The sequence below is a fragment of the Hymenobacter miniatus genome, from assembly GCF_016427455.1.
GTDB classification, from domain to species: Bacteria; Bacteroidota; Bacteroidia; order Cytophagales; family Hymenobacteraceae; genus Hymenobacter; species Hymenobacter armeniacus.
Genome location: NZ_JAELXR010000020.1, coordinates 74,451 through 91,975 on the forward strand (window position 1 = coordinate 74,451; position 17,525 = coordinate 91,975).

Here is a 17,525-nt window from a genome sequence, read left to right on the forward strand (position 1 = left end):
CTTCCTGGCCCGACGGCTAAACGAAGCTGGGCTTGTCCAGCTTCTTGGAAATGCGGTAGGCGGCGTTCATCAGGCCCACGTGGCTGTAGGCCTGCGGGAAGTTGCCCCACTGCGAGCCGGTTTTGGCGTCCACGTCCTCGCTGAGTAGGCCGAGGTGGTTGGTGTAGCGCGTGAGCTTCTCAAACTCCCGAATGGCGTCGTCGACGCGGCCCACGCAGGCCAGCGCCTCCACGTACCAGAAGGAGCAAATGAGGAACGTGGTTTCGGGCGTGCCAAAATCGTCGGGGTGGCGGTAGCGGTAAAACAAGCCCTCGGGCGTCTTCAGCTCCTTTTCCAATGCCGCCAGGTGGGTGCGGGCCAGCTCGGAAGCCGGGTCTAGGTAGCCCATCAGAATGAGCTGCAGGGTGCTGGCATCGAGGTGCGGCGAGCCGATGGCGTTGGTGTACACGCCGCGCTTCTCGTCGAGGCAGGCTTCGATGCGGCGCGTGGATTCGGCCAGCAGGCGCTCGGCGCGGGCTTCCATTTCGGTGTTGCCCAGCTTGCGGGCCACGTGGCCGGCGGCGTGGCAGCCCGCCCAGTGGAAGAGGTAGGTGTAGCAGTGAAACTGCGCAATGTGCCGGAACTCCCACAGGCCGGCATCGGGCAGGTCCATGGTGCTTTCGATAAAGTTCAGGGCCTCGTACACCAGTTTTTCGGGGGCGCCGCGCTCGGGGTTCACAAAGCGCTGGTCGACGTAGAGCGGCAGCAGGGCCACCAGCACCTGCCCGTACACGTCGTTCTGGATGTGCGTGTAGGCGTCGTTGCCGATGCGCACCGGCTGGTTGCCCAGGTAGCCCTCCAAATCCAGCTCCTGCTCCACCAGCTCCGACGTGCCGCTGATGCCGTACAGGGGCTGGTACTTGCCCATGATTTTGGTCGAAATGTTGGCGATGTAGTGGAAATACCGCTCCATTTCCTCAAAATGGCCGATGTTGTTGAAGGCCGTGAGGATGTAGTAGGTGTCGCGCATCCAGCAGTAGCGGTAGTCCCAGTTGCGGGTGCTGCCCGGCGCTTCGGGCAGGCTGGTGGTGCTGGCCGCGATGATGGCGCCCGTGTCTTCGTACTGGTGCACCTTCAGGGCCAGGGCCGAGCGGATGACCTGCGCCTGGAAAAAGTCGCCGATGCTGGTGCTTTTCACCCACTTGCGCCAGTAGTCCACGGTGCTGCGCAGAAACTGCTCCACGGTGCTTTCCAGCGGGGCTTCCAGCGGCGCGCCGTAGGTGAGCACGAGGTACTTGGTTTCGTTCAGGGCAAAGTCTTCGCCCTCCAGAATGTAGGTGAGCGGGATGTTGGTGGTGAGGCGAATTTCCTCTTCCAGCCCCAGGTAGGCAATGTGGTTGGAGCTGCGGCGGCGGTCGAGCTGCTTCTGGCCGTACTCGCCCACGGGGTCGCACACCACCCGCACGCGGGGCGAGCCGGCCAGCGGCTCCAGCTTCCGGATGAACATCAGCGGCTTGTAGTACCGGTCGTACTGAGCAAAGCGCGGCGCAAAGTCCGTGACGCGGTAGCCGCCGTCGGCGGCCTCAATCTCGGTGCACAGCACGTTGGTGTTTTCGAGGTAGTACTGCGTGGCCTGAAATTCGCCATGGGCCGGCTTCACGCTGTATTCGCCGCCTTTTTTGGTGTCGAGCAGGCTGCCAAATACGAAGCTGCTGTCGAAGCGCGGCCAGCACAGCCAGGCCACCGAGGTGTCCATTTTAATCAGGCCCAGGAAGGCGCAGTTGCCAATCAGGCCCATATCGTAGGTGTGCTTGGCGGCGGAAGGCGGAAGGGAAGCAGACATGGCAATCGAACGAAAGATGCTGGGCGGCACGCCACTGCGGCAGCCACAAAAAAGCCCGGCAGTTGCCTGCCGGGCCCCGAAAACGTACGCGCCCCCCGCCCCAGGGTTGCGCCCCGGGGCCACGGGGCCCGCTCAGCGCACTTCCCACAGCTCGTTCCAGCCCGTGGTGTACAGCGGCGAGCGGTGGGCCGACCGGCCCGCCCACGCCGGCGGCTGCACCTGGCCGGCCGCATTCCTGGCCGTGCCCTGCGCCGCCAGCCGCACCAGTTGCCGGCCAAAGCGGGCGTTCAGGCCGTCCAGCGTCTGCATCAGCTGTTGGCTGCGCTGCTGGTTGGCGGCCGGGGCCGAAAACAGCCCCAGCTGCCCCTGCCCCTCCGGCTCGAGGCCGCTGAAGAGCACGCCGACGCGGCTGTAGGCGGTGCCGGGGCGGCGCAGCCGTTGCAGGCCCAGCAGGGCGGCCTGGGCCAGCCGCGCGGTGTCGCTGGAGCTGGCCGACAGGCTCACCACGGCCGTGTGGGTCTTGGGCTCGGTGCCGGGCGCAAAACGGTCGGTGCCCAGTATCACGGTCACCAGATGGGCGGCCACGCCGTGCCGCCGCAGCTTCTCGGCGGCCTTGGCCGTGAAGGTGGCCACGGCTTCGCTCAGCGCGGTGGCGTCGTGCTGGGGCCGGCCGAAGGAGCGGGTGCACGTCACGCTGTGGCGGCTGGCGTGGGCCGGGTGCAGTTGGTCTTCGTCGTCCCACTCGGCCGGGTTCCACTCCAGGCAGGGCTGGCCGTGCAGCTCCCGCCACAGGCGCTGGCCCACCACGCCGCCCATGTGCCTGCGCAGCCAGTGCTCGGGCATGTTGGCCAGCTTCAGCCCGGTGTCGATGCCCATCTCCAGCAGCTTGCGGGCGTAGCGCCGGCCCACTCCCCAAATGGTATTCACCGACACGTCGGCCAGGGCCGCCTCCCATTGGGTGGGGGTTTCCAGCAGCAGCACGCCGTTGGTGCCGTGCAGGCGGGCGCGGCGGTTGGCCAGCTTGGCCAGGGTTTTGGTGGGCGCGATGCCCACGCAGGTGGGGATGCCCGTGTGGCACCGCACGGTTTCGAGCACGCGTTGGCCGTACTCCACCAGGTCGGTGCCCTTGGTCAACCACTTTAGGCCGCTGAAATTCAAGAAGGCTTCGTCGATGGAATACACTTCTACCTCCGAGGTGAAGCTGCTCAGCACCTGCACCACGCGGCGGCTCATGTCGCCATACAGGCCGTAGTTCGACGAAAACACCTTCACCCGGTGCTGCTCCAGCAGCGGCTTCACCAGATGATAGGGCTCGCCCATCTTCAGCCCCAGGTCCTTGGCTTCCTGGGAGCGCGCAATCAGGCAGCCGTCGTTGTTGGAGAGCACCACCACCGGCCGGCCTTCCAGGTGTGGGGCAAAAACCCGCTCGCAGCTCACGTAAAAATTGTTGCAGTCGACCAGCGCGTACATGGCTACTTGATTTTGGCCAGCTGGTGCTCGCCCAACGAATGGATGACGTAGGTGACCACCCCCCACACCAGCAGGCCCGTTTCGGGGTTGACCGGCACGGGCGGGTAGCGCGCGTTTTCGGCCACCAGCCACGGCTGGCCGCCCCGTTCCTGCAGGCGCTTGATGGTGTGCTCGCCCTCCACCACGGCCACCACAATGCTGCCGTGCCGGGGCTGCAGGGCGCGGTCCACGGCCACGAGGTCGCCGGGATGAATGCCGGCCCCAATCATGGAATCGCCGCTGACGCGGGCCAGAAACGTGGACGCCGGGTGCCGGAACAGGTGCTTGGTCAGGTCGAACGGCCCGTCGAGGTGGTCGTCGGCCGGCGAGGGAAAGCCCGCCGGCACGGGGCAACCGAATAAAGGCATTTCCCGAGTGGTGAGCAGGGAAGCCGCAATAAAATCGTGCAGAGATGTAAGCATAAGGGACCGGTCATCGTCAATAGCGGTGGCCACGGGCTGCTATTTACTAACAATTTTAGTAAATTGTTTCTTCAACTCCTGCCAATCCACAGCTAAGCCGCTGCCGTACATCTACCCTCTTCACTCAATAATCATGTTGAGCTTATTAATTCAGGTCGATTCTCATTAAAAAAGCCTAAAAATTACTCTCCAAATTTTTTAGTTTATCTTAAAATTTGTATCTTTGGACATGTCAAACGTCAAGCTCCCCACGCCGCTGCCTGTGCAGCAGTTTGCCCGTTGCGTGAACGACGCGCAGCGCCCTGCCGACTTCGTTGGCGACTGGCCCGAGGCCGGCCGAGTGTACCCGGTTCGGGTGCTGCCGCATGTCCGCACCGGCCAGCCGCAGGTGCACGTGCTCGGTTTCTACGCCGAGCGGCCCTACGGCGCCTTCGCCGCCCACCGCTTCGAGCAAGTGGCCGAGGTGTGGCTTAACTAAGCCGCCCGGCCCCTGGCCCATGGTTCCACCCATTTTGGCCCCGCTGGCTTCACCGCCGGCGGGGCCGGTTTGTTGTTGGGGGTACGGGCTAGCGGCCGTATTGATAAAAAATCCCCTTGTCGGAAGGCGTCCAGAGGCAGGCGCGCTGGCCGCTGGCTTTGAGGGCGTTGTTGGTCCAGGTGTTGCAGGTGTAGGCGAAGCTGTAGACGCGGCGGGCTTCGTAAAAAGCGTCGTCCGGCCCGTAGCTGTGGCCCTTGATGTGCTGCACGCGGCCGGCGGCATCGTAGGCGAAACTGGTTTGGATGTAGCGGATGAGGCGGGCGTACTCGGCGTGGCTGAGGTGGAGCGGCACCGTGTCGGGGCCGGGCGTGAGGCTGGGCAGGTAGGTGGCGTGCACCGCCGAGGAACCCAGCCAGAACGCCGCCACGAAAGCGGTGCTGAACTTGAGGTCGGCCCAGGTGGGCGTGTCGAGGTAAAAGCCCTTGTCGCCCCAGCCAAAGGCGAGGTAGCGCAGGGTGGTGTCGCCGGACGGGATGTTGCGGTACGGCAGCAGCTGGCTCCAATCCATCTGGTCCGTTTTTACGGGCACCACGATGTCGGTGTGCACGCCGTTGGTGTGCAGAAACACGGGCACGTCGGGCGCGGCGTTGGGGTCGGCTTTGGGCACGGCGATGTGCGAGAGCACAAACGCCGCCGACAGGTAGGCGGCCACCGTGCCGCTGAGGCCCACGGCGGCGTAGGCGGCCACTTTCAGCGCTTTTTGAAGAGTAAATGACATGCGGGGAACAAACTGAGCGACGAGCCGAAAAGCGGCCGCCGCTGCCAAGTACGGCAGAACCGGAAAAGAAGCCGGACCGTGGGCGCCCGGCCGGCCCCTGTACTTTTGCCGGGCCGCCGGTTCGCCGTTGGGCCGGCCGCCGTTTCTCTCCATGTGGACTTCTACCGCCGACCGGCTGGCCTTGCTCGAAGCCGAGTGGCACGCCCCCACCCCGCGCTTTCGCAACCTGCCGCTCATTGCCCGCTACCACGCCGCCGTGGCCGCCGAACCCGCCTACCACCGCCTCGACGACCAGACCTGGAACGACCTTAACGGCGACGACCTGTTTGCGCTGCTCGACGGCACCGTGAGCCGCGTGGGTCAGCAATGCCTCTACCACCGCCTGCGCAGCCCCCTGAACGACGAAGACGCCCTGCAGGACTTCGACCAGGCGGCGGGCCTGTTTGCCGACGCGGCCCCGCGCGGCAAGGCGTTGCTGGCGTTGCGCCGCCTCACCTCTCCCCAGGCCTACTACCTGCCCGACATTCTGACCGGAGGCGCCCTGCCGGCCCTCCCCTGGACGGCTGCCGCGCCCGCGCTGGTGCTGCTGTTGCTGGCCTCGGTGGCGGGCGGCTTTTGGCAGCCGGCGCTGTGGCTGCTTTCGGGGGGCTTGCTGGTGCTGCATTCGGTGCTGCACTTCTGGTACCGGGCGCGCATTGCGGGGAGCGTGCGGCCCATGCTGCAGCTTGGCACGCTCTACCGCGCCGGGCGCGGCCTGGCCGGGCTCAATATGCCGGTGGCGGCGCTGCGCGGGCTGGCCGAGCCGTTGGGCCGGCTGGGCTCCATCGTGAACAGGGTGGCGTTTTTACAGGCCGACGAACAGCTGCCGTCGGACCTGGCCATGCTGCCGTGGCTGTTTTTGCAATACCTCAAAATGACGCTGCTGCTCGATTTTATCGTGTACCACAACTGCCGGCGCCAGGTAGAGCAGCACTTCGGGGCCATTCGGGCGGTGTATGAAGCCGTGGGCTACGTCGACAGCGCCGTGGCGGTAGCCGGGTTTCGGGCGCGGCACAAGTACTGCGCGCCGCAGTTCACGGCCGAAACCGGCCTGCGACTGACGGGCGCCTACAACCCGCTGGTGCCCGGCTGCGTGCCCAACGACCTGGCCGTGGCCGAGGCCAGCGTGTTGCTCACGGGCTCCAACATGTCGGGCAAAACCACGTTTATGCGCGCTGTGGGGCTGAGCACGCTGCTGGCCCAAACCGTGGCCACCTGCCCGGCCACGGCCTACGCGGCCCCTTTCCGCCGGGTGGTGTCCAGCATCAACCTCGCCGACAGCCTCACCGAGGGCAAGAGCTACTACTTCGCCGAAGCCGAAACCATCCTGGGCTTCATTCGGTCCGCCGAGGCGGGCACGGGCGGCTACCTGTTCATTCTCGACGAGCTGTTCAAAGGCACCAATACCGTGGAGCGCATCGCGGCCACGCAGGCCGTGCTGGCGTATCTGCAGCCGCGCAGCCTGGTGGTGGCCTCCACCCACGACGGCGAACTGGGCGCCCTGCTTACCCCGGCTTTCACCGAATATCATTTCTCCGAAACCGTGACCGACACGGAATGGTACTTCGACTACCTGCTCAAGCCCGGCCCGCTGCGCACCCGCAACGCCATCCAGTTGCTGGCCCGCGCCGGCTATCCGGCCAGCATCGTGCAGGCCGCGCAAGCCCTGACGCATAGGCTGGAAGCCGCCGATTGAGGTAGAGACGCATACTTGCGTTTCGTCGTTGGACGATGACGCAAAAACGAGGCCCGACTGGCGCGGCTCCAGTCTCGTCCAACGACGAGACGCAAGTATGCGTCTCTACAGCAAGTCACAGTACCAGAACCCCGTGTCGAACGGGCTGGGGTCGGCCGTATCGCCGCATTCGTAGTCTGAATTGTCGGCTTTGGGGGCGGGCGTGTAGGTGCGGTGCACGATTTCGCCCTTTTCAAAGGCAATCGGCTCGCGAAACAACGGCCCGTCGAACACGAAGGTGTGGAACTCGCCGTTTTCGCCGCAGGGGTCCACGTGGGGCGGCAGGTCCCGTAAAAACTGTTCGTCAATCACGCGGCCCACAAAGCTTTGGTCGAGGTATTTTTCGTTGACGCAGGTGGTGATGGTTTTGAAGCCCAGCGCCAGAAACTCGCGGATGAGCTCGCCCGTGGGCACGCCCCACAGCGGAAACGCGGCCCGCCAGCCGGCTTCGGCCAGCTTGGCTTCGCGGTAGTGCCGCAGGTCTTCGAGGAAGATGTCGCCGAAAATGGCCACCTCGACGCCCTGGGCCCGCAGCTCCTGCAAGGTGCTGCTCATCAGGCGTTCGTAGGCCTCCATGGTGGGCGTTTCGGGCAGAAACAGCTTGCGGCACGGCAGCCCGAGGCTGGCGGCCTGCCGGTCGAGCAGCTCCACGCGCACGCCGTGCATGGAAATGCGCTGGTAGGGCTCGCTCACGGTGGTGAGCAGCGTCTGGACGGCGTACTGGCCGCTTTGCCGCACCTTGTAGAGGGCCAGGGCCGAATCCTTGCCCCCGCTCCAGTTGAAAATGGCCGGCTGTGTCATGGGGCAAAGAAACTTTGTCGCGCGGACTCTGCGAGTCCGCGCCGCTGCGAACGTGCGGCAGGGCACGGAATCGCAGAGCCCGCGCTACGGGCAACCTTTTCGGCCCGCGCCCGAACACAGGAGCCATGCATTTTACCGTCATCACCCCCACCCACCAGCGCCGCGAGCTGCTGCCCGAAGCCGTGGCCAGCGTGCGCGCCACCGTGAGCGCCCCCCTCGACTTTTCGTTTGAACACCTGGTTTATGACAACGGCTCGCGCGATGGCACCGCTGCCTACCTGCGCGAAGCCGCCGCCCAGCCCGGCCCGCCCTTGCGGCACTGGCACTCGGCGGGCCGCCAGCTGGCCGGGCGGGCCCGCAACCTCCTCATCCGGGAAGCCCCCGCCGATGCCTGGCTGGTGCCGCTCGACGACGACGACATCCTGCTGCAGCGCACCCTGTTCCATTACGCCAGCCACATCAACGCCAACCCCGGCCGGCCCTGGTTCGTGGCCGATTTTCTGCGCGTGGACGGGCACGGCCGCTACCTGCCCAACGAGGACTACTACGCCTGGCAGTTTGATACGCCCACGGCCATGCTGCAGGCCATTTTTCGGGCCGAGCACTTCATTCAGGGCAACGTGTGCTACCACCGGGCTTTCGTGGACGAGGTGGGCGGCTACGACGGCGAACTGGCCATGGCCGAAGACCTGGACCTGTACGTGCGCTTCCTGCTGGCCGGGCAGCTGCCGGTGCTGTGCCCGCACATCAGCCACCTGCACCGCTTCCACGCCCGCAACGTGAGCATCGGGGTGGATGCGGCCACGCACAACGCCGACCTGCGCGTGATTTTCGACAAATACGCGCCGCAGCTGCGGTCCCTGGGCATCGGCGCGCCGGGGAATTAGCCGGGGGCTTATTTTTGGGCTTTTGCCCGCCATGTCCGCCCCCACGCCGCCGGTTTCCGAAGAAGTATACAGCATTCCGGCTGCCTACCGGAAGATGGAAAACACGCACATCCTGTTCTGGCTGCTGAAAGACATTGCCTGGTGCATGGTGTGGAAGCCGCTGGGCCTGCTCATGGTGGTGCCCACGCTCAGCATCGCCGTGGTCATTGCCTGGCGCACCCGCGCCTACGCCTCGGAGCTGGCCCACAACCTGGCCATCGTGTTCTGGATTACGGCCAACTCCTACTGGATGACCAGCGAGTTTTTCGGGTTCGACACGGTGCACGTGACGCCCGCCGTCACGGGCAAGCACCTGGCCCTGGTGCCGTTTTTGATTGGGCTGGGCATTTTGCTGTACTACTACCTCGTGACCAAACCCCGCGAAAACCGGGTGGAAACGGTTACAATGTAACGGGCCGGAGTAGAGACGCATATTTGCGTCTGGTCGTTGAAGAGAATAGGCGGAATGACTCCTCACAGCGAGACGCAAATATGCGTCTCTACACCGTTAGCGCTACATTTCGCCCATGAACCCCGACGAACAGCAAGCCCGCATCGAGCTCCGCGCCTGGCAGCTGCGCATGCAGCGGAAGCCTTCCTTCCTCAACAACTTTGCCCGGCGCGTGCAGGTGCGGCTCAATGCCCTGCTGCCCGAAAAGGTGCACCAGGCCATCACCGGCGCCATCAAGCAGATGGTGCGCGGGGTGCTGTTCGGCTCGCAGCACACCACCAGCCGGCCGCTGGCCAAGGCCACCTTCGCCACGCGCGAGGCCGAGGTGCGGGCCCGCATCCGCGACTACCGCACCATGGCCACCGCCGAAGGCGCCGTGACCGGCGCGGGCGGTTTCCTATTGGGCCTGGCCGATTTCCCGCTGCTCATCGGCCTCAAAATCAAGCTACTGTTCGACATCGCCGCCCTCTACGGCTACGACGTGAAGGAATTTCCCGAGCGCCTCTACCTGCTGCACATCTTCCAGCTGGCCTTCAGCAGCCAGCACACCCGCAACGAAACCTACCGCCGCCTCGCCACCTGGGACGAGTACCGCCACACCCTGCCCGCCGACGTGCACGAGTTCGACTGGCGCACCTTTCAGCAGGAATACCGCGACTACATCGACTTGGCCAAAATGGCCCAGCTGGTGCCCGTCATCGGCGCGGCCGTGGGCGCGGTGGCCAACTACAAGCTCATCGAGCAGCTCGGCGACACGGCCATGAACTGCTACCGCCTGCGGCACTTCGCCGCCGAAGAGGCCCGGCAACTGCCGCGCTAACGGCCTTCAGCCGCCTGCATCAGCGCCCGCACGTCGGCTTCGACAAAAGTGGGCGTGGCCCCCTGCCGCGCGGCTACCAGCGCGCCGGTGGCGCAGGCAAAATTGAGCGCCTCCTGCGGCGGCCGGCCGGTGAGCCAGTCCTTGAGCAGGGCGGCCAGAAACGAGTCGCCGCTGCCGATGGTGTCCTGCACGTGCACCGCAATGCCGGGCGCACGGCAGAGCTGATTATCCATCCAGAGCAGGGCGCCATCGGCTCCGCAGGTGACACACACGGCTTGCAGGCCAAAGCGTTGGACCAGCCAGGGCATGGCCGCGGCCAGCTCGGCGTCGGCGCCAAACCAGCCCATGATTTCGGCCAACTCGTGGTGGTTCATTTTCACCATATCTGCCTGCCCAAGGAGGTGTTCCACCACCGTGCGGGTGTAGTGCGGCGGGCGCATGTTCACGTCGAACACCTTGAGTTTTGCGCATTCGAGCAGGCGGTAGAGCGTTTCGCGGGTGCCCGCCTGCCGGGCCCCCAGGCTGCCAAACACGAAAGCGTCGGCGGTGGCCACGGCGGCTTCCACAGCGGCGCTGGGCTCGATATAGTCCCAGGCCATGGGCTGCACAATGTCGTAGGTCACCTCGCTGGCGTCGTCCACATTCGCATTCACTACGCCGGTACGGTGGGCTTGGTCGTGCTGAATGAGGTCCGTCGCCACGCCCTTCGATGTCACGAAGCCGACCAGTTCGGTGCCCAGCTCGTCCTCACCCACGCGGCTGATGAAGCGCACAGGCAAGCCCAACTGGTGCAAGTGCACGGCTACATTAAAAGGCGCGCCGCCCGGCTGCTTGCCGGTGGGCAGCACGTCCCAGAGGATTTCACCGAAGCAGGCGATGGTGGGAAAGCTAGGCTTTTGGGTGTTGGGAGACATGTGTGGTTGTGCTTGCTGCATTGTTGTGCCCGGCTCGGGAGCGGTGCTTCTCGTAGCTTCCTCCGCTTTGCTAACGGGTCGGGGGCCGCACCGTTTGCGCCCGGAAAAATGCATCCGCTTTTTGGTTGAACTCTTCCGCGTGCTCCTGCAAAGTAGCGTGGCCACTGTCGGGCACTAGCCAGAGCCAGGCGCGAGGCAGGCTCTGGTAAATGGCGACAGTATGCTCGGGCCGAATCACGTCCCGGTCGCCAGCAATGATGAAGGCCGGCACGCGCACCCGCTGCAAGGCCGAGAGCGGAATATTGGGCTGAAACACGTCGAGGCAAAACACCTTCCAGTCGTTCCGGCGTTTGGGGTCGGTAAATTTCACGTTCCGGTTTTCCTGGTAGCCGCGCTGCTGCTGGCGCCACAGGCTGGGCATGAGCGCCGTGGAATCGGGCCAGAGGTTGGCGCCAGTGGCCACCAGCCGCTTCACTTTCTGCGGGTGGCGCATGGCCAGCAGCAGCGCGTTGATGCCGCCGTCGCTCCACCCCAGCACGTAGGCCGAGTCGATGCGCAGACTCGTGAGCAGGCCGGCAAAATCATCGGCCATCATCTCAAAACTCAGCGAGTCGCCAGCGTCCACGGACTTGCCGTGCGCCCGGCTGTCCACGGCAATGACGCGGTAGCGCTGGGCCAGGTAGGGAATGTTCTTGGCAAAGGCCGAGATGTTGTCGCCGTTGCCGTGAATCAGGAGCAGCGGCGGGCCCTGGCCGTAGGTTTCGTAGTACAGCCTCACGCCGCGCACCAGCTGGTAGTGCCCGGCCGCGGGGTTGTTGCCGTAGGGAGCGGCGGGTTGGGCGGCCAGCCGGTGGCACAGCAGCAGAAGTAGCAATACTATTGCTTTATTCATCCCAATTGGGCATTGCATGTTCTTGAAGCTTCTATGGCTTAGCTCTCCGCCTGTAGTAAGTAAATACCAATACCCCACCTTTACCTTCTTGACCTATTTCATAGAACAGGCTATTATTTACCCATGCAATTGGTCGTGTAAATGGGGGGCTAATGCTATTGCGAGTATCATTATAATCAAGCGTCAACTCTGCTTCCGTCAATTTCCAAACTCCTGCACTTTTCACTCCATCTTGGCTCTGGTAAAACTTACCATCAGCAGTGAACACAAAATAATCACTGTGCTTAGTGTAGTAATCATTGTCCAAGCACTTCCCCGTTGTGTCTATTTTCTCTACCCCTTGGCAATGGCTCCACGCACCGACAATTAGTTGACGTCGCTTGGCAAGTAACCCTTGACTAAAAGCACAAGTACTTTGAAAAGTCAAGAGGGCAATGATTACTGCGCTTTTATATCGTTGCGATTCAGCCATAACCATTCATCATTCGATTAAATCCAATTCAAAAATAGACGAGCAACAACATAAAACGGCCGCCCCAGAAACTGAGGCGGCCGTTGCTGCTTAGGCTGCTACTGCAACCCGCTTATTTCTGCGACATCTGCGCGCTGCCGCTTTCCATCAGGCGAATCAGGTTCAGGGCCGAGCCGGCTTTGAACCACTCAATCTGGCCCTCGTTGTAGGTGTGGTTGAGGGTGATGAGGTCGGTGTCGCCGTCGGGGTGGTGCAGGCGGGCCTGCAGGGGCTGGCCGGGCGTGAAGGTGGTCAGGCCCAGGATGTCAATCAGGTCGCCTTCCTCAATGAGGTCGTAGTCGGCCTTGTTGGCGAAGGTCAGGGCCAGCATGCCCTGCTTCTTCAGGTTGGTTTCGTGGATGCGGGCAAAGCTCTTCACAATCACGGCGCGCACGCCGAGGTGGCGGGGCTCCATGGCGGCGTGTTCGCGCGAGCTGCCTTCGCCGTAGTTCTCGTCGCCAACCACCACCGAGCCGATGCCCATGGCCTTGTAGTTGCGGGCCGCCTGGGGCACGGTGGTGTAGCCGCTGCCCTGGGTGGTGTAGTCGCACACCTCGTTGGCCTTGCCGTTGAAGGCGTTGGTGGCCCCGATGAGCATGTTGTTGGAGATGTTGTCCAAGTGGCCGCGGTATTTCAGCCACGGGCCGGCCATCGAGATGTGGTCCGTCGTGCACTTGCCCTGGGCCTTAATGAGCAGGCGCAGGCCTTTCAGGTCCACGCCCTCCCAGGGCTTGAAGGGTTCAAGCAGCTCGAGGCGGTCGGAGCTGGGGCTCACCAGCACCTGCACGCCGCTACCGTCGGCGGCGGGCGCCTGGAAGCCGGCGTCCTCCACGGCGAAGCCTTGCGGGGGCATCTCCACGCCGCGGGGCTCGTCGAGCTTTACGGGCCCGTTGGCGCCCTGCAGGGTGTCGGTGAGGGGGTTGAAAGTCAAATCACCGGCGATGGCGAAGGCCGTCACGATTTCGGGCGAAGCCACGAAAGCGTGGGTGTTGGGGTTGCCGTCGTTGCGCTTGGCGAAGTTGCGGTTGAAGCTCGTGATGATGGAGTTCTTGCGCTTGGGGTCGTCGGTGTGGCGGGCCCACTGGCCGATGCACGGGCCGCAGGCATTAGCCAGCACCACGCCGCCCATCTGCGAGAACGTGTCGAGGAGGCCGTCGCGGGCCACGGTGTAGCGCACCAGCTCCGAGCCGGGCGTGATGGTGAACTCGGCATTCACGGTCAGGCCTTTCTCCACGGCCTGCGCGGCAATGGAGGCGGCGCGGGTGATGTCCTCGTACGAGGAGTTGGTGCACGAGCCGATGAGGCCCACTTCCAGCTTCTCGGGCCAGCCGTGCTCGCGCACGGCGGCGGCGAACTGCGAGATGGGCCAGGCGGCGTCCGGCGTGAACGGGCCGTTCACGTAGGGCTCCAGCGTGTTCAGGTCGATTTCAATGAGTTGGTCGAAGTACTTCTCGGGCTGGGTGTACACCTCGTCGTCGGCGCGCAGGTGCTGGCGCACGGCGGCGGCGGCTTCGGCAATCTCGGCGCGGCCGGTGCCGCGCAGGTAGTCGCCCATTTTCTCGTCGTAGGCAAACACCGAAGTAGTGGCCCCGATTTCCGCGCCCATGTTGCAGATGGTGCCCTTGCCGGTGGCGCTCAGGCTTTCGGCGCCCTCGCCGAAGTACTCCACGATGGCGCCGGTACCGCCCTTCACGGTCAGGATGCCGGCCACGCGCAGAATCACGTCCTTGGCCGAGGTCCAACCGTTCATTTTGCCGGTCAGCTTCACGCCAATGACCTTCGGGAATTTCAACTCCCACGCCATGCCGGCCATCACGTCCACGGCATCGGCGCCGCCCACGCCGATGGCAATCATGCCCAGGCCGCCCGCGTTGGGGGTGTGCGAGTCGGTGCCAATCATCATGCCGCCGGGGAAGGCGTAGTTTTCGAGCACCACCTGGTGGATGATGCCGGCGCCGGGCTTCCAGAAGCCGATGCCGTATTTATTGGAAACCGAGGCCAGGAAGTCGTACACTTCCTTGTTTTCGGCGTTGGCTTCGGCCAGGTCGGCGGTGGCGCCGTCTTTGGCTTGAATGAGATGGTCGCAGTGCACGGTAGAGGGCACGGCGGCCGTGGCTTTGCCGGCCTGCATGAACTGGAGCAGGGCCATTTGGGCGGTGGCGTCCTGCATGGCCACGCGGTCGGGGGCGAAATCGACGTAGGAAACGCCGCGCTCGTAGGCTTGCTTTACTTCGCCGCCGTAGAGGTGGGCGTAGAGGATTTTCTCGGTGAGGGTGAGGGGGCGCGCCACGGCGGCGCGGGCTGCCTCAATGCGAGAACCCATGCCGGCGTACACCGCGCGAATCATTTCCAGGTCGAAAGCCATAGGATACTTTGGTAATAAAGAGTGGTGGTGCAAATGTAGTACTCCCAGCAAGTAGGACCTAGCCGAATTGCGGGGGGCGCTGTTTGGAAGCTAAACGTCGGTTTGGTGAGTGACGTTCGGGTGAGTTCTCGTCATGTCGCGCGCCGCAGGCGCTGCCGGCGCTTTTTGCGGGCGCTTGTGGGAGCAGCCGGCAACCTATTGGCCCAGGCCGCGGTTGTGGAGCTTCTGTTTGCATTTTTGCGGCTACTTATGAACAACGTATTTCTTCGCCTCGCGGCCACGGCCGCTGTGGGCCTGGCCATGGGCGCCTGCCAATCCAACACTTCCACTTCTGAAACGGCCGCTGGGGGCACGGGCACGGCCCCGGTGCTCACGCCCGGTCCTTGGCGCGGCGTGCTGGCCACCCAGGGCCAGGAAATCCCCTTCTTGTTCGAGGTAAAAACCGAAGCCGGCAAGCCGGTGGTCTACCTCATCAACCAGGGCCTGAACGGCGAGGAGCGCCTGCGCTGCGAGGAAATTACCTCCGCCGGCGACTCCACCACCATCCGCATGCACGCCTTCGATGCCGCGCTGGTGGTGCGGGCCGATGGCGCGGACAAGCTGAAAGGCACTTGGGTGAAGTATGACACCAAAGACCCCTACCGCGTGCCCTTCACGGCCACGGCAGGCGCGCAGGACCTGTTTCCGGCCGCTCAATCCGCGGAGAAATCTGGCAATTTTGGCGGTACCTGGCGGGCTACTTTCGGAGAGGGCGAAGAGAGCTACCCGGCCACGGGCGTGTTCACCCAGCAAGGCAATAAGCTGCTGGGCACCTTCCTCACCACCACCGGCGACTACCGCTACCTCAGCGGCCAGGTGAGCGGGCAGGAATTGAAGCTGAGCACCTTCGACGGCAGCCACGCCTTCCTGTTCGCGGCCCACAACGGGCCGAAGGAACCCGTTGACATCACCAAAGAATACGCGCCCAACACGCTGATTGGCGACTTTTACTCCGGCAAAGCCGGCCACGAAGCCTGGAGCGCCGTGCCCGACCCCAAGGCCAAGCTGCCCGACGCCGACACGCTCACCTACCTCAAAAAGGGCGAAAGCCGGCTGAACTTCAAGTTCCCCAGCGTGTACGAGGGCGGCAGCATCTCCCCCACCGACCCCAAGTACCGCGGCAAGGTGGTGGTGCTGCAAATCCTGGGCTCGTGGTGCCCCAACTGCATGGACGAGACCAACTTCCTGGCCCCGTGGTACGAGAAGAATAAGGCGCGTGGCGTCGAAATCATCGGCCTGGGCTACGAGCGCAGCCCCGACTACAAGGTCTCGGCAGCGAAACTGCGCAACATGCGCGAGCGGTTCCACATGGGCTACGACGTGGCGTTTGCGGGCGTTTCCAATAAGGATTCGGTGGCGCGGTCCTTGCCGCAGTTGGCCAAGTTCCTGGCCTTCCCCACCACCATTTTCCTCGACAAGAAGGGCAACGTGCGCAAGATTCACACGGGCTTTGCCGGGCCCGGCACGGGCAAGTACTACCAGGAAGAAATTGCCGGCTTCGAGCAAACGGTGAACAAGCTGCTGAAGGAGTAGACGCGCGGGAGAATCCGGCCAATACAGCCGAGCTACGGGCTTGACTTTTAGGGCTTAAATCACTATATTAGGTCACATTCATCGGGAACAAGCGCCGGCCACGCGGCCGCGCTTTCACGGCGGATGAGACCTAATTTTTTTTCAGCCATGAAAAACCTGCTGGTGCCCACCGATTTCTCGCCCGAAGCCCACCACGCCTACGAGGTGGCTTTGCAGCTGGCCCGCCACACCGGCGGCTCCGTGACCCTGCTCCACGTGCTCGAAGACCTCGACGAAGCCGGCAGTGGCATCAGCACGCTGGGCGGCAGCCTGGGCGGCCCGGGCATCGACGAAATCTACCCCATCAAGCTCCTGGAGGCCACCAAGCGCCGCCTGCGGGCCCTCGTGGCCGAGAGCGCCCCGCTGGCCGGCGCCGTGCCGGTGCGCGAGGTCCTCAAAACCGGCCCCATCGGCGCAGGCATTCTCAAAGCCATCGAGCGCCACCACATCGACCTAGTGGTGATGGGCGCGCGGGGCCACGGCGCCATGGAGCACTTTTTTGTGAGTTCGAACACCGAGCGCATGATTCGGCTGGCGCCCTGCCCGGTGCTGGCCGTGAAGCACCAGCACGTGCCGTTTGCCGTGAAGACGGTGGTGTTCCCGTCCGATTTTTCGGAGGAGGCCGGCCAGGCCGTCGAGCAGCTGCGCGAAACGCTGGCCGCTTTTCCGGAAGCCAAGCTGCACCTGCTGCACGTGCTGGGCGACCGCGACCCTTTTGCGGCCCGGCAGCGCATGGAGGCCTTCGCCCAGCTCGCGCAGCTGCCCCCGTGCGAGATGAGCGAGGTCAACGCCAGCCGCACCGCTACCGGCATCGAGCAATACGCCGAGCAGGTGAAGGCCGATTTGGTGGTCATTCCCACCCACGCCCGCTCCGGGCTCAGCAGCTTCTTCCACACCAGCATTGCCGAGGCCGTGGCCACGCACGCCTTCCCGCCGGTGCTCACCTACCACTTCAGCCGCGTGCAGCCCGCCGCCGAGCCCATCCCCGCCTCCGAATACGCTTACCCCATGTTTGTGTAAGCGACTAAACCTTCTGTCATCCTGAGCGCCGCGAAGGACCTTCTCACCGAAGAACAGTTTGCAGCCACTCAATCGGTGCTGACGTGAGAAGGTCCTTCGCGGCGCTCAGGATGACAGATAACGCAGCCGCACCCGGAAATCGCCTTTCGGCCGCAGCGTGACGAGCGGCTGCATGGTCGCGGGTGGCTGCCCTGCTACCCATTCTATCTCAAAAAGCCGCAGCAGCTCCAGCGTGACGAGCTGCATTTCGGTGAGGGCGAACTGCATGCCGATGCACAGGCGCGGCCCGCCGCCGAAGGGCACGTAGGCAAACGGCTGCACCGGCCGCGCCTGTCCCGGCGCAAAGCGGCGGGCCCGAAACTCCTCGGGCGCGTCCCAATACTTGGCGTCGTGGTGCAGGCCGTGGAAGTAGAGCGAAAACAGCGTGCCTT

17 protein-coding genes are annotated in these 17,525 nt (G+C 64.2%); 7 read left to right on the forward strand and 10 right to left on the reverse strand.

Annotated elements, in window-relative coordinates:
• Nucleotides 1-16: 16 nt before the first annotated feature.
• The 3 genes from JAO73_RS21755 to JAO73_RS21765 all read right to left on the reverse strand — a co-directional run bounded on the left by JAO73_RS21755 (nt 17) and on the right by JAO73_RS21765 (nt 3,753).
• Nucleotides 17-1,822, reverse strand: a complete 1,806-nt coding sequence (locus JAO73_RS21755; RefSeq protein WP_198979398.1) for a glycoside hydrolase family 15 protein — start codon at nt 1,820-1,822, stop codon at nt 17-19.
• Nucleotides 1,823-1,954: 132 nt separating this feature from the next.
• The gene (locus tag JAO73_RS21760; protein ID WP_198979400.1) at nt 1,955-3,292 is read right to left on the reverse strand and encodes a Y-family DNA polymerase; all 1,338 of its coding nucleotides are present in this window, start codon (nt 3,290-3,292) and stop codon (nt 1,955-1,957) included.
• A gap of 2 nt (nt 3,293-3,294) precedes the next feature.
• Complete coding sequence (locus JAO73_RS21765; RefSeq protein WP_190923700.1) at nt 3,295-3,753, reverse strand: LexA family protein; 459 nt, start codon at nt 3,751-3,753, stop codon at nt 3,295-3,297.
• Nucleotides 3,754-3,982: 229 nt separating this feature from the next.
• Between JAO73_RS21765 and JAO73_RS21770 the strand changes: the two genes are divergently transcribed.
• A complete protein-coding gene (locus JAO73_RS21770) occupies nt 3,983-4,231 on the forward strand; it encodes a hypothetical protein (RefSeq protein ID WP_190923697.1) in 249 nt (82 codons plus the stop codon).
• Nucleotides 4,232-4,319: 88 nt separating this feature from the next.
• On the opposite strand, the gene JAO73_RS21775 is transcribed toward JAO73_RS21770, so the two are convergent.
• Nucleotides 4,320-5,009, reverse strand: a complete 690-nt coding sequence (locus JAO73_RS21775; RefSeq protein WP_198979402.1) for a TIGR02117 family protein — start codon at nt 5,007-5,009, stop codon at nt 4,320-4,322.
• Between the two features lie 151 nt (nt 5,010-5,160).
• Here JAO73_RS21775 and JAO73_RS21780 point away from each other — a divergent pair, with 151 nt between their 5' ends.
• Nucleotides 5,161-6,744 carry a MutS-related protein gene (locus JAO73_RS21780; RefSeq protein WP_198979404.1) on the forward strand — a complete coding sequence of 528 codons (1,584 nt, stop codon included), beginning with the start codon at nt 5,161-5,163 and terminating at the stop codon, nt 6,742-6,744.
• Between the two features lie 105 nt (nt 6,745-6,849).
• On the opposite strand, the gene JAO73_RS21785 is transcribed toward JAO73_RS21780, so the two are convergent.
• On the reverse strand, nt 6,850-7,584 hold the full coding sequence (locus JAO73_RS21785) for a Dph6-related ATP pyrophosphatase (protein ID WP_198979406.1): 735 nt from the start codon (nt 7,582-7,584) through the stop codon (nt 6,850-6,852).
• A gap of 125 nt (nt 7,585-7,709) precedes the next feature.
• Here JAO73_RS21785 and JAO73_RS21790 point away from each other — a divergent pair, with 125 nt between their 5' ends.
• The 3 genes from JAO73_RS21790 (at nt 7,710) to JAO73_RS21800 (ending at nt 9,781) form a co-directional block, all read left to right on the forward strand.
• Nucleotides 7,710-8,471: a glycosyltransferase family 2 protein gene (locus JAO73_RS21790; RefSeq protein WP_198979408.1), complete on the forward strand. Its 762-nt coding sequence runs from the start codon at nt 7,710-7,712 to the stop codon at nt 8,469-8,471.
• 31 nt (nt 8,472-8,502) lie between these two features.
• Nucleotides 8,503-8,922 (forward strand): hypothetical protein, encoded by a 420-nt coding sequence (locus JAO73_RS21795; protein ID WP_198979409.1) that lies wholly within the window; start codon nt 8,503-8,505, stop codon nt 8,920-8,922.
• A 115-nt stretch (nt 8,923-9,037) separates the two neighbouring features.
• Complete coding sequence (locus tag JAO73_RS21800; RefSeq protein ID WP_198979411.1) at nt 9,038-9,781, forward strand: EcsC family protein; 744 nt, start codon at nt 9,038-9,040, stop codon at nt 9,779-9,781.
• On the opposite strand, the gene JAO73_RS21805 is transcribed toward JAO73_RS21800, so the two are convergent.
• From JAO73_RS21805 to JAO73_RS21820, 4 genes are all read right to left on the reverse strand, one after another.
• Entirely contained in the window at nt 9,778-10,695 is a 918-nt protein-coding gene (locus JAO73_RS21805; RefSeq protein WP_198979413.1) for a carbohydrate kinase family protein, read from the reverse strand. The two genes, JAO73_RS21800 and JAO73_RS21805, sit on opposite strands and share 4 nt — an antisense overlap.
• Nucleotides 10,696-10,765: 70 nt before the next feature.
• Nucleotides 10,766-11,587: an alpha/beta fold hydrolase gene (locus tag JAO73_RS21810; RefSeq protein ID WP_198979415.1), complete on the reverse strand. Its 822-nt coding sequence runs from the start codon at nt 11,585-11,587 to the stop codon at nt 10,766-10,768.
• A 31-nt stretch (nt 11,588-11,618) separates the two neighbouring features.
• Nucleotides 11,619-12,059: a hypothetical protein gene (locus tag JAO73_RS21815; protein ID WP_198979417.1), complete on the reverse strand. Its 441-nt coding sequence runs from the start codon at nt 12,057-12,059 to the stop codon at nt 11,619-11,621.
• A 112-nt stretch (nt 12,060-12,171) separates the two neighbouring features.
• On the reverse strand, nt 12,172-14,463 hold the full coding sequence (locus JAO73_RS21820) for an aconitate hydratase (protein WP_198979419.1): 2,292 nt from the start codon (nt 14,461-14,463) through the stop codon (nt 12,172-12,174).
• Nucleotides 14,464-14,712: 249 nt separating this feature from the next.
• On the opposite strand from JAO73_RS21820, the gene JAO73_RS21825 reads away from it, so the two are divergent.
• Together JAO73_RS21825 and JAO73_RS21830 are read left to right on the forward strand one after the other, a co-directional pair.
• On the forward strand, nt 14,713-16,035 hold the full coding sequence (locus JAO73_RS21825; RefSeq protein ID WP_198979421.1) for a peroxiredoxin family protein: 1,323 nt from the start codon (nt 14,713-14,715) through the stop codon (nt 16,033-16,035).
• Between the two features lie 147 nt (nt 16,036-16,182).
• Entirely contained in the window at nt 16,183-17,094 is a 912-nt protein-coding gene (locus JAO73_RS21830; protein ID WP_198979423.1) for a universal stress protein, read from the forward strand.
• Between the two features lie 105 nt (nt 17,095-17,199).
• On the opposite strand, the gene JAO73_RS21835 is transcribed toward JAO73_RS21830, so the two are convergent.
• The coding region (locus JAO73_RS21835) for a cytochrome P450 (protein WP_198979430.1) at nt 17,200-17,525 on the reverse strand (326 nt) is incomplete at its 5' end.